This window comes from Olsenella sp. oral taxon 807, assembly GCF_001189515.2.
In the GTDB taxonomy this organism is placed as follows: Bacteria; Actinomycetota; Coriobacteriia; order Coriobacteriales; family Atopobiaceae; genus Olsenella_F.
On the sequence record NZ_CP012069.2, the window covers coordinates 2,333,185 to 2,347,169 of the forward strand.

Below are 13,985 nucleotides of genomic sequence, written 5' to 3' on the forward strand. Positions count from 1 at the left end.
CCGACGTGATACGCTTATGGCGCAGGTAGTGCAGGTGTCATCTACGTGAAAAGGCGCCCGTCCATGGGACACTCACCCCTCGCCCCCGCGTACCATCCTTCGGGCCGCCTTCATCGGCAGGAACATCCGCCCGTCCGTCTCGTCGGGCGGGCAGCGAAACCCCTGGTTCCTGTACCATTCTCCCAGTCCACTCTTGGGGTCCACGACGACGAACTTCGCCCCTATGGAGTCCGCGAGCTCGACTGATCGTTCAATGGCGTCAGAGACGAGTGCCCGCCCGACCCCATTGCCCTGGCAGCCGACGTCGACGGCCAGACGACCGATGAGGATCGCGGGAAAGGACACCCTGCTCATCCCAGACCTGACGCTCTTCGGGACTGAGAAACTCTCGATCGACGTCATCGAGAGGCAAAAGAGGCCAACGAGCCTCCCGTCAGACACACACGCGTACACCTTGCACATATCGCTGACGTGCCAGCACTCCGCCTGACCGTGAACCCAGGAGTTCATCTCATCGTCCTGGCAGCAAAATCCGGCGAGGAGCTCCCCCGCCGAAGTGCCGAGTTGATCGAGCAGAATTGTCCCAACGCGCGACGTCAACGGGTCCGACGGCGTCTACACGATTGAGGACAGCCAGTCGAGGGTGGCGTCACTGACGCATATCCTCTGCGGACAGTCGAATCTGGGGACGTGATGAGCCGCGCGGACAGACTCGCCAGACGCCATGAGGTGCGAGTAGTACCTCTCCATGGTCTCGACGTCTATCTCGGGCGAGCATGTCGAGCTCGTCCCATCGAACGCGTCCATCCACGGCCTCTCGGAATGGGAGAGACGCTCAAGCTCCTCACCGTTCAGCCCCGAGTAGGATGCAAGGACGGCGTCGATAACTGAGGCCGCGCGGGCATCTACCGCCGATGCATCGCCCGGAACATCCCCGAAAGCGACATCGTAGCACTGGGCATGCTCCCTATAGACCCGGTAGACCACCGGCCCGTGCTCCCACGCCTGAACGGGGTCGCGAAACAGCCTCTCACCGCTCGTGGCGAGGCACCATGCCTGGCAGTAGTAGAGTAGCTTCTGGAGCTGGTATCCCGTCAGACGCCTCTTTTTTTGGAGTATGTAGGCCGCCACGTCCACTACCCTTTGCACCCTGTACCCCCTTCCGCTCGACTCGCTTGCAAGGCGCTAGAAACGCTATCCCGCCTCTACAGTATACCCTCTCACAGGTGACGTGCATGACTCCACCCGCTGTGGGCCCGCAGAAGACGCGCCGCTCGGGTAGTACTGTCCCTCATTGTGTTAACCATGGGTCAGACGTGCACCAAAACGTGCGGGATTATGCACTGCGCAGATGTGCGTCAACGGCACGTACGTCTACGCAAAAAGGCGCCCGCCTGCGGCTCTGCAGGTAGGCGCCCATCTTGTTTGGTGGAGGTGCGGAGAGTCGAACACTGCGCCATGGTCACGCTAGCTGCTATTTTGGTCATTCATTGGCTAATCGTTGGCTAATCCTTCCGAGACAAATAGCCCCCACCTCCCGCAGGAGATGGGGGCCTTCGTTTGTGTACATCGGCCGCCTTTCGTGTACGGGAGGCCGTCCTTCGTGTGTACAGACGGCCGCTTTCGCTCACAGACGGTCGTTGAGGTACCTCTGGAGCGCCCTGCATGAGTCGTGGCCGATGTAGCCGTCGTCGCCGGACGGGCCCACGTCGTAGCCCTCGCCCATGAGGTGGCGCTGGAGGGCCTGCGTGGTGTCGGGGCCGGCGAACCCGTCGTCGTCCACGCCGACGGCGCGCTGCATGGCCGCGATGGTCAGGGACCCCTCGGCGGGCGAGCGCCACTCGATGCCCCCGGAGTCGCTCGGCCAGAGGGGCCTCACGGCGAGGGGCTGAGACGATATCCTGCGGTCGCCGAAGTCCTGTCCGCAGAAGACCACCTGCATGGCGCGGGCGGTCTTGGGGCCGAGGTCCCCGTCCACGTCTATGGAGTTGTCAGGCTCTGTCCTACCACCCCCACGATATCGCAGGTAACAATCCCAAGGATAGTCTCGATATGGGGAGTGGTTGGTCTCATAGTCATCTTGGTCACCTGGCTCGCCGCCACGGACTCGATGGCCAGCCTCGCCACGTGACGCCTGGATCATGGTACCGTCGCCGCAGCTTATTGCCGTGTGATGGCCGTCGTTGAGCAGGATGTCCCCGAGCTGGGGGTTACCGTCGTTGGGCACGACCGCCCAGCCGTGGGCGCACAGCTCCTCGCGCATGTTGCCCGTCCAGCTGGCGTCCCCCACGTCGAACCCGTGCTTGCGCAGGAGGCCGATGACGAAGGAGGAGCAGTCCACCTCCGTCCCCGTCTGGTAGCCGGAGTCGACCCAGCTGTCTCGGTCGCCCTGGTCGTAGCCGAGGTTGCCATGCTCGACCCACCAGACGCCGTCCTCCACCATCTCGCGCAGCCGTCGGCCGACGGACTCGGAGGACTCGGCCATGCGCGCCCAGTCCGCGCGCGTGAGGTCGCTCACGTTGCGGTCGGTGGTCTCGTGGCCGCTCGTGAACTGCCAGACGGCGTAGCCGTCCCATGGGTCGGTGTCCCAGGCGAAGCCGGGGACGTCCCATGTGGCGTCATCCGAGCGATATCCCGCCACCCAGAGCGGGCAGTCCGGGTGGCAGCTCGCCACCTGCCAGATGGCGGAGGCCTGCACGTAGACCATGGGCCATGTGCCCGTCATCCCGTGGTAGGCGTCCGCGAATCGGCGAACCCAGTCGGTGTCCTCCCAGGAGGGGTTCCTGGCCTGCGCGCCGATCATGGCCTCCCAGTCCACGCAGGGGACCGCGAGGCCGACGTAGTCCGCGACCACCCCGAGGAAGTGGCGCGCCTCGGCCTCGGGGTCGCCCCCGCCGGCGTAGTGGTAGGCTCCCACGAGCTTCCCGTCGCCGATGGCGCGGTCGATCGCCTCGCGGAAGTGCGGGTTCACGTACCCCGTCCCCTGCGTGGCCTTCGCAATCACGAAGTCGCTCTCGCGGTAGCACCCCTCCGTCGAGTCCTGATACGGCCAGCCGTCGTGGCTGGAGACGTCAATGCCACGCATGGTCCTCCTCCCTCGGCAGGGCGCCCTCACGGACGCCGCGCGCCGTCTCCTCGTGGCTGCATCGGTTGCAGTGCCATCGGGTCCACTCGCGGCCCGGGTCGGTGACGCCGCAGACCGGCACCATCGGCTTGCCGCAGAGCGGGCACCTCCTTTCGGGCCTCACCCCTCCACCTCGACCTCGGGCAGCCCCGCGACCGACGTGAGCAGCGAGAGCACCGCCGCGAGGGCCGCCGCCCCCGCGACCGCCCCCCACGCCACGTCGGTCACGCCGACCGCGTTCGTGCCGATGAGGGCCATGGCCGCCTGAGCCGCCGTCTTGAGGGCGCGCACCCCCGCCGCCCTCAGCCATCTGGTCGCCTTGTCGTCCATGTCATTCCCCTTTTCTCCCTGCGCCCCTGAGGGCGCGCTTTCGGCCTTGTGTCGCCCAGCCCCTAGCCCGGGGAGGGGTCGCGTCCCCCGTCGCCTTTCGGCGGCCTCTCGGGCAGCGACAGCACCATCTCCGCCATCGAGTCGATGTAGCCGTCGGCCCCGAGGTCGTGGTACTGCTGCCACTCGGCGTGCCAGCTGAGCTTCTCCTCGGGCGTCGCCCACCGGAGCTCCCAGACGTACTTCTGCGCCTTGTGTATGAGGTCCGACCTCATGACCGACGCGAGCGCCGAGCTTGCCTGCCGCTGCATGGCCTCCATCCCCGAGAGCCTCGCCATGACCTCCTCGTGGCGCTCGCCGAGCTTGGAGGCCCCCCACACCACCGCGACGATCAGGGTCCCCACCATGTAGGTGATCACGTCGTCGGCGACCTCCGGTGAGGCGATGGCGCGGTTGAGCGCCGTCGTGGCCATGAGGGTCACGAGGGAGGCCGCGAGCGTCACGAGGCGGGTCCTGGCCTCGCCCGTCACCTCCCCTCCAGGAGGCGCCTGAGCGCGTCGGCCTGCCGCCACGACTCGTCGGCCCACTCCTGGACGCTCCCCCACGGGGAGGGGGAGTGCTCCAGCGTGAGCTCGCAGTCCCAGCGGGTCTTGAGCCACCCGCGGGTGATCCAGGGGTCGGTCTTGATCATCTGGGCGATGGTCAGGCCGGGGAAGTAGGACGACATGTACGACACCGTCTCCCCGGACCACGTGCACCCGAGGCTGAAGTTTCCGAGCGCCGTGTCAGAGAAGGTACGCACGTGCATGTCGCACGTCGGGTTCTGCGGCTCGAGGGTCGTGGACATGACCGTCGACGCGTGCTCGTCCCTGTCGAAGGCGAGGACCGCCACGAGGGTGCGACGCTGGCGTCCCTCGTGGTCGTACGTCACGGATGGGGTCGGGGGGTGGCCGGAGAGGCCGAGCGCGGCCGCCGGGACCCCGGTACCCAACAGCTTGGTTCCCCACAGCGCGACTGAGTAGTCGCCCGTGAGGACGGACGATGACTCCCTCGGGCGCAGCACGTGCGCCCCCCTGGCGATCCTGTACTCGCTCTCGGCCGACAGCCTCACGTCCACGACGGGCATGCTGCGGGTTCCCTGGGGGATGGCGAAGTCGACGTACGCGAGGATCGCGTGGACGACGGGGTAGCGCATCCCGCCGGTCGCGACCCTCTCCTCGACGTACAGGGGAAGCCTTGACCTCAGCCCGAACTCGGCCGTCGCCTCCATGCTCTCGAGATAGGGCCCGGACGACGGGTAAAACCCGGTTACGTATGGCCACGAGCGCGACCTCAGCTTGTAGGTCCCCCGCACCCAGTACGGCCACTCCTCCCTGGGGTACACGAGGGCGCCGTCGACGCGCGCCTCGGTGACCCTCCTGCCGTTTATCATGAGGCCGTCGGAGAGGTAGGTGTAGGTCCTGCCGTCGGGCATCGTGATGCTCATGGGCCCCTCCTATGGCTTCTTCTCCGTCGTGAAGGCGATGGTCCCCTTTGTGATTCGCACGCCGTCCAGCGTGTGGGTGACGTCGTCGTGGCCCTGGCCCTGGTTCTGACCCTGGTTCCTGGCGTCCCTCGCCGTCCTCTCGGCGTCCTCTATGCGTCTCTCGAGCGTGGCCACGGTCATCCCGAGCCCCCAGACGCTCCCTATGGTGACGGTGGCTCCGCCCTTGAGCTCGTCCACGGACAGCCTGGTGACACGTGCCTCGACCCTGAGGGGGCGTCCCTCGAAGAAGCCGCCGTCCACGCACTGCACGACGTCCCCGAGGCGCAGGCCCGACACGTCCATGCCCGCATCGGCAAGGCCCGCCAGCGTGGCCTCGTACGTGACCTTTGGCGTGGTCTCGCGCGCCAGCACCGACCTCGCCCACGCAAGGAGCGTGGCGGCGTCGGCGGCGTTCTCGTTGGTGATGACCTTGGTCGGGTACTCCCACCCGCCCGAGCCGTCGGGCATCCTCGTCACGGCCGCCACCTCGTCGCTCTGCAGCCACTCGACGCCCCCGTTGGCGTCCGCTATCGTGACGCGCCTCCCATCCGACCCCCCGCCCTTGCCGAGCGGGAGCACGCGGCAGCAGAGCGTGTCCTCGGAGACCCTGCGGCGGATGCCGGAGACGCCGCCGTCCCAGTCGAGCCTCCTAGCGGGGGCCTGCCCCTCGGGCGCGGCGAGCAGCGAGAGCGCCCTTCTCACCACCCCGGTTGCTCCGACGGCGACGTCGGGCCTCAGCTCGCCTCCCCAGGTCCCCAGGACGTCCTGCACGGACCTCCACGAGGTCTGCCAGCGGAAGTCCCCGGACCCGGTCCCGCCCTGGGTCACCTCGCCCACGGACCACCGGCGGGTGGGCGACAGGGCGGCCGCCAGGGCGGACGCGGCGCCGGCGCCGTTCCCGGGACCCTCGGCGGTCACGACGCGGCCCTCCAGGTCGTGCTGCACGCTCCACTCGCAGTGGTAGGTCCCGACGGCCGAGGCGCCGGAGTCGTGCGACTCGTCGGATCCGACGACGACGTGCTCACGCCACGCGCCCGTGGCGCCTCGCGTCAGCACGCGCTGGCCCTTTGAGAGCGCCGCCGTGGTCTTGACCTCCAGGGAGCGCGTCCCGCCCAGCTCCTCGGTGCGCTCCAGCCCCATGACCTCGGAGGCCGACAGCTCCCGCAGCGGCACGTCTTCGTGAGAGTAGACGAGCACCCTCGGCATCTCGCGCATCTACAGCCACCTCTCGTGCCATGTGACGGTCGCGCTGCCCGTCCCGCTCGCGATGGACATGGCCTGCGCCCCGGGAGGCAGGGAGGGCCAGTCGCTGTCGAGCGTCGGCAGCGCGAGCCGCCCGTCCACGGCACACGTCCGGCTCCCGCAGTCGATGTCCACGCCATGCCCGCCGGGGCCGTCCAGGGCGACCGCCAGCGCGCGGCCGCCGATCAGGAGGCCGAGGGTCCCGTCGGCGCCGGGCCGGGCGCCGACGACCGTCACCCTCGGCCTGGCGGGGAAGGTGCCCCCGATCGTGGCGGTGACGGTCGGGCCCGACAGGGACGCCGAGCACTGCGCGCCATACATGACCGGGTCGGCGCAGAGGAGCGTCACGTTCACCGAGACGGACTCGTCGTAGCTCCTGACCTCGCGCTCTCCGGTCGGCTGGGCGAGCCGCCACAGGCCACCGTCGTCGCCGAAGGACAGCCTGCGCTCGACCCCCCTCGGGAAGGTCGCCGCGATCTCGCGCACGGCCCTCTGCTGGTCCTCCCAGCCGACGGCGACGGCCCAGACGCGCATTGACACCTCGGGGACCCCGTAGCGGGCTCCCCTCACGACGACGCCGTCCCTGCCGGGCGCGTCGTCGGTGTCGACGATCACCCTCGGCAGTGGTCGCACGACGTCCGTCACCACCCAGCGGTCCGTGAGGACCACGCCCCCGTAGGTCACCGACGTCACTGCGTCGCCCATGTGGTGCCACCCGCCCTCCTGGACCGCCCGATCAGGGTGTTGAGCCTGTCGGCGATCCGCTCCACGTCGGCCTCCTCGCGCACGACGAGGCTGCTCACGTTGACGGTGACGCCGTCCTGGCCGCCCCCGACGCCAAGCTGCCCGAGGGCCTCGACGATGAAGCCGACGAGCCTGTCGACCGGGACCACGGCCTCGGGCCCCGCCTCGCCGCCGCCCATGGCCCTGCCTCCGGCGACGCCGAACAGCGTCGGCCTCGTGAGGAGCGCGCCCCTGGCGTACCAGTCGATGCCGATCGACGGCACGGAGAAGTGGGCCGGGTCGAGGTTAAGCTCGCCCGAGACCGAGAAGTGCGGGAGCGGTATGTGCGGCCACTCTATGTGGAGGCCCCTGAAGAGGCCCGCCACGGCGTCGAGGCCCCCGGCCACGGCGTCGCGAAGGCCGTCCATCCTGCCCCCCACCAGGGACGAGAGGGCGGAGAGGGCCCCCTCGGCGATGCCGGGGACGCCGCCCAGGATGGCCCCGAAGTGGCCGACGATGCCGTTCAGGACCCCCACGACGGCCCCGGACAGGCCGTTCAGGATCCCGAGGACGGCCTCCTGCATGCCGCCCATCGCGGTCCTCGCGCCCTCCGCCGCCATCGACCAGTCGCCGGTGAAGACGCCGACCAGGACGCCGAGGACGGTCTCTATGACCCCCACGGCGGCGGTCACGGCGCCTGCGACCACCTGCATCGCGCCGGACACGAGCGCGCCCGCCACCTGGAAGGCGGCCCCGAGGGCGTTGAGCGCGAGCGACGCGACCAGCTGCAGGGCCGGTCCGAGCACGCCCGCCAGGGCCTGGGCCACCGACGCGACGAGCCCCGCCAGCGTCTGGAGGGAGGGGCCGAGCGTCGCCTGCGCGCTCGCCGCGACCTCGCCGAGGGTCTGGGAGACCACGGAGAGGGCGCCTCGGGCCGACTCGACGACCGGGCCGAGGGTGGACTGGACCCACTCGGCGACGGGCCTGAGCCCGTCGAGGGCAGACCCGCCGCCCTCGGCCATCCCCGACAGGCCGCGCGCCAGCTCGGATATGACGCCCGCCGCCGCCCCGATCGCGGCGGCGAGCCCCTGCCCCAGGGCCTGCACGAGCGGCTGGAGGGCGTCCAGTGCCGCCTTGGCGGCGGGGCCCACGACGTCGATGACGGCCCTCCCCAGCTCGCCGAGCGAGTCGAGGAGCGACCCGAAGGCCTCCTGCAGGGGCGGGCACACGGCCGTGAGGCCCACGAGCGCCGCCGCCGCTATGCCGACCGGCCCCCCCAGCGCGGAGAGCAGCGACGTCACGGGACCGAGCAGCGGCCCCACCATGGGCAGGCCGGCGAGCACGGGCGCGAGGCCCGAGGCCGCGAAGGCGGCGAGTCCCGCCACCACGGGCGCCAGAGCCGGCATCACGGGGCCCAGCGCGGAGGAGACGCCGTCTATGGCCGGGCCCAGCTGCTTCATGAGCCCGACCACGCCCTGTATCACGGGCGTGGCGAGCGGCTCCGTCATGCGGGAGAGCGCGCTGCCGACGTTCGCGACGGCGCCCTCCAGCGTGTCGCCCGAGGACTTGGCGGCGTCGCCGAGCCCCTCCCTCATGGCGTCGGAGAAGGTCTTGAAGTCGATCTGGCCAGAGGAGACCATGTCGGAGACCTCGGCGGTCGTCTTGTGCAGGTGGTCGGCCAGGAGCTGCAGCACCGGCACGCCGGAGCTCGTGAGCTGCAGCATGTCGTCGCCCATGAGCTTGCCCCGGGCCGCGACCGACGAGAAGATGACGCCGACGTCGTTGAAGCCCCGCCCGGAGGCCGCCGCCGCGTTCGCCACGGCCTGGAGGCTGTTGGTCATGTCCTCGCCGCTCCTGATGCCGGCCGCCGAGAGCGTGGCGGCGGCCGTCGCCGCGTCGCCCAGGCCGTAGGCCGTGCCCCTGACCGCCGTGGTGGCGGAGTCCATGATGCTCTGGATGTCCGCCGCGTCGTGGCCGAAGCCCGCGAGCTTCTTCTTGGCGTTGTCGATGGCCAGTGCGCGGTCGAACCCGCCCTTGACCGCTATGCCCGCGACCGCCGTCGCCCCGGCCTGGCCTATGGACCCGAGCGCGCCGACGAGCTGCGTGGCGTTCTCCCTGACCGCCCCGAGGGCGGCCCCGGCGCCCGAGCCCATGCGCCCGAGCGCGGAGGACGCCCTGTCCCTTGCGCGCTCCCACGCCGAGCCGGTCGCGTCGGCCGCCCGCCCCACCTCCGAGGAGGCGGCAGACGACGTCTCGGAGCACTTGGCCCTGAGCGCGTCGAGGGACGACTGGGCCCCCTGCACGCCCGCCTCGAAGCCGGAGCTGTCCGCCGTGATCTTGGCGGAGAGGGTGTAGTCCGACATCTCCCTCCCCTCAGCCCATATGGGCCGCTATGTCCCTCATCTTTCCGACGGCCTCGCCGTGCCCCATGGCCTGCCCCCGCGAGGCGTCCTCGTAGAGCGGCAGCGGGTCGCCCCCCTTCCTGCGAAGGGCGTTCGCCAGCGCGTTCGCCACTGCGTCGCGCACGGCCTCCGTCGCCCTGACGTCCCTGTCCTCGACGGCCCTGGCGAGCAGGACCCTCTGGGCGTCGGTGAGAGACCCCCACTGCTCGGGGGTCCACCCAAGGCGCGCGGCCACCACGGCCCACTCGGCGTCACCGGCGTGGGCGCCCGGGACGTCGGCGGCCCAGTCGTGCCTGGCCGATGAGACCCCGAGGCGCCTCAGGCGGGGGCGCCGGAGGCCTACCGGAATAAAAAACCGCAGTCCCTGAGGATCGCGGAGGAGACCATCTCCATGGCCGAGGACAGGCCGCGCTCGGCCACGTAGTCGCCCGCGATCCCCATGGCCCTGCCTGGGGCCGCCCACGCGGACGTCCCGGCCTCCCTCATCCCGTAGGCCATGAGGGAGCGCGCCTCCGCAAGGGTCGGCGTCCGGCTCAGGACCTCGATGACGCTCCTCTTGAGCGCCGCCTCCAGCATGTCGATGCGCCTTGCCGCGTACGCGAGCTCCCAGGTCGTCCCGTCCCACTCGAACGTCGTCGTCTCCATGTCCCCTCCCGTCACCTTCCGCGATTCGAGGGCTTGGCGGTCGCCTTGCCCTTCGCCTCGGCGTCGAGGTCGAACCACGTCCACTTGCCAGCGCCCGTGAGGGTGACGGAGATCGATATCACGTCGTCGGACGGGCTGTCGTCCTCGTACTTCGTGACGAACGCAAGGCCGCCGCCCCGTGGCGGGTAGTCCCTCTCGTCGTCGTAGACCTGCTTGACGCAGAGAACACTCCCGTTATCGAACGCCTGGCGGATCAGCCTGTTCGACTCCGCGTCCATGACGTGGACGGTCTCCAGGGACAGCTCCCAGCTCCTCGTGGAAGGGCGGCTCGTCTGCCAGCTGCCCCGCCTGTCCTTGGTGGAGTAGCTCACCGTCTCGGCGGAGAGCGACAGCTTCGAGTCCTTCTCGCCGTCTATCGCGAGGAGCTTGTCTCCGACGCTATTGAAGATGCAGGTGAGGACGTAGGCCCCGTCGGTGGCCGACGCGCCCCCGTCGAACTTGCAGTACGCTCCCGAGTCGTTGTTCTTGCTGTAGTCTGGTTCGGGCATCGGCGCCCCTCCTAACTGCGGCCATGGCCGCTACTTGACCATGAGCCCGTAGCTCACGGTGACCTCGTACGCCACGATCGCGTGCCACTCGCCGGTCGGGTCGCGCTTCACGCTCTGGAGCCCCATGTCGTCCTGCCGGACGAGGCAGAACGGGCGCGGCAGCTCCACGTCCGCCTCCATGGCCTCCTGCAGCGCCCACACCATTGAGAGCGCCGCCTCGCTCGTCCTGGACGGGGCGGAGATCGCGTGCACCTGGAGCTCGTACACGTCGATCCTCAGGCTCTTGGACCTCTCCGGGCGCATCCCCGTGAGCGAGACCGAGTAGAGCGGGCTCCTCTCGTCGCCGGGGTCGAGGACGCACCTCACCCCCGTGCCACCCGACACCCTCGCGACCACGGCGGCCACGAGGTCCACCGGCGACAGCCTCCTGAGCGCGCGCCTGCTCATAGCCCCTGCCTCCTCATGTGCTCGTCGAACCTGCGTCTCATCACCGACCTCGCGGCCGCCACCTCCTCAGAGAGGAAGTGCTGCCCCTCCACGTACGGGGCCCTGAGCGCCTTGCCGAGCCTTGGCACGTACTGGCCGACGTTCTGGCGGTGGCCGTACTCGACGTGGGGGGCGTAGTCGGCCACGTAGCCGACGTAGCCGGTGCTCGCGTCCTCCACTCGCTGCCTCAGCGAGTTCAGGAGGCTCCCCGTCTCCCTCGGCGTGATCGCCTTGAGGTCCTCGGCCATCTGGCTCACCGTGGCCCTCACCACGGACTCGCACGTCACCCGCCGGAGCTCGTCGAGCCTCTCTCCGAGGCCCCCGTCGTCCAGCGTCACCGACACCGCGCTCACACCATCTCCCCCTTCTGCCTCGCGCAGTGGACCGCCCTGCGCCTGCCGACGTCTGAGACCTGCACGACCTCGTATGCCCTCGCGTCTCCCCCCGTCGCAGGGAAGCGGACGAGCGCGGCCCTGCGCACGGTCGCCAGGGCCGCCGTCGTCACGAGCGTGAGGTCGCAGGCAAGGTAGCCGTTGCCCTCCTCGGCGGCGGCCGTCTGGGTCCACGGGGCCGCCCTCGCGCGCACCCTGCCGAGGCTGCGCCGCTCGGTCACGCGGTTGCCCAGGCGGTCCCTCCTGCCGGTGTCGGCCAGCTCGAAGAGCTCGGCCATGCGCCACCTCACAGGAACCTCACCGAGGGGAGCAGCGACGTGCCGTCCGCGCGGGCCATGTCGGCGAGCGCGGAGAGCTCCCGGTCGTACTCGGCCAGGAGGTCGTCGGAGAACGCGACCGACATGGACGCGCCTGTGCCCTGGCCCTCGGTCTCCGAGGAGATCCCCTCGTCGAACCGGCGGTTCACGGCCTTCACCGTCGCGTCCACCACGATCGACTCGGCTGGCGCCGGGAGGGACGCGACGCCCATGCGGGCGCACGCGCGGTCCGAGAGCGACCGTATGGCCTCGGAGAGCCACCCGTCGCTCGGCACGTCCTCCCACGCGTCCAGCCTGGCCCTCACGCGCTCCAGGATCGCCATGGAGCCACCCCCTAGCTGATCGTCCCCTTGAGGACGGCGTCGGAGATCTCGGGGAAGACCTTCATGCCGCCCATGAGGAGCGTGTCGATGGTCGCGTTGGTGGTCACGACGGAGTGCGTCATGCCCACGAGGCCGGTCGCGTCGGACGTGAGCCCAAAGGTCTGCGAGAGGCCGCTGCCGTTCGCGGGCGTGTAGGCCACGACGACGTTCCTGGCGGCGGTGCCGAAGACGCTGCCCGCCGTCACCTTGGCGCTCGTGAAGGTCGTTCCGAGGCCGAGGAAGTCCTTGAGGTAGCCCATCCCGAAGGCGCTCTGGGTGGTCACGGTCGCGGTCCCGAGGTACTTGGCCACGTCGGTGGGGTTCACGAAGAAGACGAACGGGCTGACCGCCCCGTCGTCGATGTCCCCGAACCCGTCGTAGTCCTCGAAGATGGTGTTGAGCGCGCCCCACATGCTTGCGAGCGCGGCCTGGAGGCCGGCCCCGGCGGGCGCGGTCTTGGTCGTCCCGGTGATCGCGGAGAGCAGGTCGGCCTTGACCAGGCCCTGCACGCCCGACACGAACTTCGCGTCGGTGCCGTTGATCGCGCGGTCGCGCCCCTTGGACTGGATCGCCTCGGCGGAGGTGTTACGGCGCCACTTCCTGAGGTTGATGGCGTGTGTCTGGTCGAGCGTGCGGCTGACCTTGGAGAGCGGGATGTACTCACCCTCGGCGACGTTGCCGTCCTTGATGTCCGTGGTGTACTTGTAGGTCTTCACGGTCCCGCCGTCCGCGACCGGCATCAGGTCCGAGAGGCCGAGCAGCCTCTGCAGGCGGCGGACGCCGGTGGTGAAGCGGTTCACGTAGTCGATCGAGATCTCCGGCGCGAGGTCAGTGGACTTCGTGCCTCCGGCCTCCGGGTAGGATACGGGCGTGTTGGGCATGCTTGCCCCCTTCTGTGTGTCATTGTCTGCTGGTGAAAAAGAGCTCCGGGTGCTCCCTGATGGCCCTCTGGCGGGCCTCGGTGTCCTCGATCTTGAGGATGTCGACCCTGGTGGGGGACTTGGCGGCCCCGCCCGACCTGGGGGCGGTGCCCGAGAGGCGCGCCCTGACGGCGGCGTCCACGGCCCCCTCGAAGGCGTCTGCGAAGGCATCCACGGCCCTCTTGGTGTCCTCGGCCGTCTCGCCCACGAGCGTGCCCACGAGCTCGTCGGGCACGCTGATGCCGCGATCGGAGAGCTGCCTGCGCGACTCGGCGACCATGCCGGAGACCGACTTCTCGCGCTCCAGCTCGTCGAGGCGCCTCTGCAGCTGGTCGCGCTCGTACTCGGCCCTCTGCGTCGCGTTCATCTCCGCGAGCTTGGCCGCCTCGGCGACCTTGGCCTCATGCTGCTCCCGCCACTTGGCGAACTTCTTCGAGATGATCGCGTCCACGTCGGCGTCGGTGTACCTCGCCTGCTGCTGGGTCGCGCCCTGCTGGTTCGCGCCCTGCTGAGCTCCCGCCTGGTCCTGCTGCTGGGCGCCGTCGCCACTTGCCTGGACCTGCTGGCCCTCCTGTCCTGCCATCAGTCACACTCCCTGTCCCCGCATGTCACGGCCCTGCGGCTCGGCCTTCGTCACGGTGCCTTTATCGTCGTCACGTCTCGGACGCGCGGGTGGGCCTCCCTCCCGGGCGACCCCTACCCGCAAAGCCCCACGATGCGCTCGATCGCCTCCTCCGTGGGGTGGCCACGGCAGCGCAGGAGCTCCTCGTCGCCGTCATCCACCGTAAACGTGGGCAGGTAGTCCACGTGCCGGTCCCTGGCCGCGCACGGGCGCAGGTCCACGTCGGCGAGGGCGGGCTCGACGCCCTCCTCGCGCAGGCGCGGCACGACGCGCTCGATCGTCCCTTTGCAGGGCGCGCACCACGTGGCGTGCCAGATGGTGACGGTGGGCATGGCTACCACTCCTCTCCG

The 13,985-nt window shown here is 69.9% G+C and carries 19 protein-coding genes; all 19 read right to left on the reverse strand.

The annotated features are described in order from the left end of the window. Positions 1–72: 72 nt before the first annotated feature. Positions 73–441, reverse strand: a complete 369-nt coding sequence (locus ADJ70_RS09980) for a GNAT family N-acetyltransferase (RefSeq protein WP_172674483.1) — start codon at positions 439–441, stop codon at positions 73–75. 174 nt (positions 442–615) lie between these two features. Continuing rightward, entirely contained in the window at positions 616–1,149 is a 534-nt protein-coding gene (locus tag ADJ70_RS09985; RefSeq protein WP_050341079.1) for a Panacea domain-containing protein, read from the reverse strand. Positions 1,150–1,627: 478 nt separating this feature from the next. Continuing rightward, entirely contained in the window at positions 1,628–3,085 is a 1,458-nt protein-coding gene (locus ADJ70_RS09990; RefSeq protein WP_050341080.1) for a GH25 family lysozyme, read from the reverse strand. Between the two features lie 159 nt (positions 3,086–3,244). Next, positions 3,245–3,454 (reverse strand): holin, encoded by a 210-nt coding sequence (locus tag ADJ70_RS09995; protein ID WP_050341082.1) that lies wholly within the window; start codon positions 3,452–3,454, stop codon positions 3,245–3,247. A 62-nt stretch (positions 3,455–3,516) separates the two neighbouring features. Beyond that, entirely contained in the window at positions 3,517–3,981 is a 465-nt protein-coding gene (locus tag ADJ70_RS10000) for a hypothetical protein (protein ID WP_050341084.1), read from the reverse strand. Beyond that, a complete protein-coding gene (locus tag ADJ70_RS10005) occupies positions 3,978–4,937 on the reverse strand; it encodes a hypothetical protein (RefSeq protein WP_050341086.1) in 960 nt (319 codons plus the stop codon). Before ADJ70_RS10005 ends, ADJ70_RS10000 begins: the two co-directional genes overlap by 4 nt. A gap of 9 nt (positions 4,938–4,946) precedes the next feature. Further along, a complete protein-coding gene (locus ADJ70_RS10010; RefSeq protein ID WP_050341087.1) occupies positions 4,947–6,191 on the reverse strand; it encodes a phage tail protein in 1,245 nt (414 codons plus the stop codon). Further along, positions 6,192–6,923, reverse strand: coding sequence for a phage tail domain-containing protein (locus tag ADJ70_RS10015; protein WP_050341088.1), 732 nt, complete (start codon positions 6,921–6,923; stop codon positions 6,192–6,194). Next, positions 6,908–9,304 (reverse strand): tape measure protein, encoded by a 2,397-nt coding sequence (locus tag ADJ70_RS10020; protein WP_050341090.1) that lies wholly within the window; start codon positions 9,302–9,304, stop codon positions 6,908–6,910. Before ADJ70_RS10020 ends, ADJ70_RS10015 begins: the two co-directional genes overlap by 16 nt. Before the next feature lie 10 nt (positions 9,305–9,314). Continuing rightward, the gene (locus ADJ70_RS10025; protein WP_157051499.1) at positions 9,315–9,578 is read right to left on the reverse strand and encodes a hypothetical protein; all 264 of its coding nucleotides are present in this window, start codon (positions 9,576–9,578) and stop codon (positions 9,315–9,317) included. A 104-nt stretch (positions 9,579–9,682) separates the two neighbouring features. Beyond that, positions 9,683–9,988, reverse strand: coding sequence for a hypothetical protein (locus ADJ70_RS10030; protein ID WP_050341094.1), 306 nt, complete (start codon positions 9,986–9,988; stop codon positions 9,683–9,685). A gap of 11 nt (positions 9,989–9,999) precedes the next feature. After that, the gene (locus ADJ70_RS10035) at positions 10,000–10,536 is read right to left on the reverse strand and encodes a phage tail tube protein (protein WP_050341096.1); all 537 of its coding nucleotides are present in this window, start codon (positions 10,534–10,536) and stop codon (positions 10,000–10,002) included. 30 nt (positions 10,537–10,566) lie between these two features. Next, entirely contained in the window at positions 10,567–10,983 is a 417-nt protein-coding gene (locus tag ADJ70_RS10040) for a DUF5072 family protein (RefSeq protein WP_050341098.1), read from the reverse strand. After that, a complete protein-coding gene (locus tag ADJ70_RS10045; protein ID WP_050341100.1) occupies positions 10,980–11,375 on the reverse strand; it encodes an HK97 gp10 family phage protein in 396 nt (131 codons plus the stop codon). Before ADJ70_RS10045 ends, ADJ70_RS10040 begins: the two co-directional genes overlap by 4 nt. Continuing rightward, the gene (locus ADJ70_RS10050) at positions 11,372–11,692 is read right to left on the reverse strand and encodes a hypothetical protein (RefSeq protein ID WP_157051500.1); all 321 of its coding nucleotides are present in this window, start codon (positions 11,690–11,692) and stop codon (positions 11,372–11,374) included. The genes ADJ70_RS10045 and ADJ70_RS10050 overlap by 4 nt, the downstream gene beginning before the upstream one ends. A gap of 8 nt (positions 11,693–11,700) precedes the next feature. Further along, positions 11,701–12,054: a hypothetical protein gene (locus tag ADJ70_RS10055; protein ID WP_050341104.1), complete on the reverse strand. Its 354-nt coding sequence runs from the start codon at positions 12,052–12,054 to the stop codon at positions 11,701–11,703. Positions 12,055–12,065: 11 nt separating this feature from the next. After that, a complete protein-coding gene (locus tag ADJ70_RS10060) occupies positions 12,066–12,974 on the reverse strand; it encodes a hypothetical protein (protein ID WP_050341105.1) in 909 nt (302 codons plus the stop codon). A 19-nt stretch (positions 12,975–12,993) separates the two neighbouring features. After that, positions 12,994–13,596: a DUF4355 domain-containing protein gene (locus ADJ70_RS10065; protein ID WP_050341106.1), complete on the reverse strand. Its 603-nt coding sequence runs from the start codon at positions 13,594–13,596 to the stop codon at positions 12,994–12,996. Between the two features lie 113 nt (positions 13,597–13,709). Beyond that, positions 13,710–13,967, reverse strand: a complete 258-nt coding sequence (locus tag ADJ70_RS10070) for a thioredoxin domain-containing protein (protein ID WP_050341108.1) — start codon at positions 13,965–13,967, stop codon at positions 13,710–13,712. Positions 13,968–13,985 lie beyond the last annotated feature (18 nt).

Excerpts from the sequence above, each read along its gene's own strand:
- ADJ70_RS10030 (WP_050341094.1), bottom strand. The coding sequence starts at position 9,988 with ATGGAGACGACGACGTTCGAGTGGGACGGGACGACCTGGGAGCTCGCG.
- ADJ70_RS10015 (WP_050341088.1), bottom strand. The coding sequence starts at position 6,923 with ATGGGCGACGCAGTGACGTCGGTGACCTACGGGGGCGTGGTCCTCACG.
- ADJ70_RS10040 (WP_050341098.1), bottom strand. The coding sequence starts at position 10,983 with ATGAGCAGGCGCGCGCTCAGGAGGCTGTCGCCGGTGGACCTCGTGGCC.
- ADJ70_RS10010 (WP_050341087.1), bottom strand. The coding sequence starts at position 6,191 with ATGCGCGAGATGCCGAGGGTGCTCGTCTACTCTCACGAAGACGTGCCG.
- ADJ70_RS10070 (WP_050341108.1), bottom strand. The coding sequence starts at position 13,967 with ATGCCCACCGTCACCATCTGGCACGCCACGTGGTGCGCGCCCTGCAAA.
- ADJ70_RS10020 (WP_050341090.1), bottom strand. The coding sequence starts at position 9,304 with ATGTCGGACTACACCCTCTCCGCCAAGATCACGGCGGACAGCTCCGGC.
- ADJ70_RS10050 (WP_157051500.1), bottom strand. The coding sequence starts at position 11,692 with ATGGCCGAGCTCTTCGAGCTGGCCGACACCGGCAGGAGGGACCGCCTG.
- ADJ70_RS10065 (WP_050341106.1), bottom strand. The coding sequence starts at position 13,596 with ATGGCAGGACAGGAGGGCCAGCAGGTCCAGGCAAGTGGCGACGGCGCC.
- ADJ70_RS10005 (WP_050341086.1), bottom strand. The coding sequence starts at position 4,937 with ATGAGCATCACGATGCCCGACGGCAGGACCTACACCTACCTCTCCGAC.
- ADJ70_RS09990 (WP_050341080.1), bottom strand. The coding sequence starts at position 3,085 with ATGCGTGGCATTGACGTCTCCAGCCACGACGGCTGGCCGTATCAGGAC.
- ADJ70_RS09995 (WP_050341082.1), bottom strand. The coding sequence starts at position 3,454 with ATGGACGACAAGGCGACCAGATGGCTGAGGGCGGCGGGGGTGCGCGCC.
- ADJ70_RS10035 (WP_050341096.1), bottom strand. The coding sequence starts at position 10,536 with ATGCCCGAACCAGACTACAGCAAGAACAACGACTCGGGAGCGTACTGC.
- ADJ70_RS10055 (WP_050341104.1), bottom strand. The coding sequence starts at position 12,054 with ATGGCGATCCTGGAGCGCGTGAGGGCCAGGCTGGACGCGTGGGAGGAC.
- ADJ70_RS10060 (WP_050341105.1), bottom strand. The coding sequence starts at position 12,974 with ATGCCCAACACGCCCGTATCCTACCCGGAGGCCGGAGGCACGAAGTCC.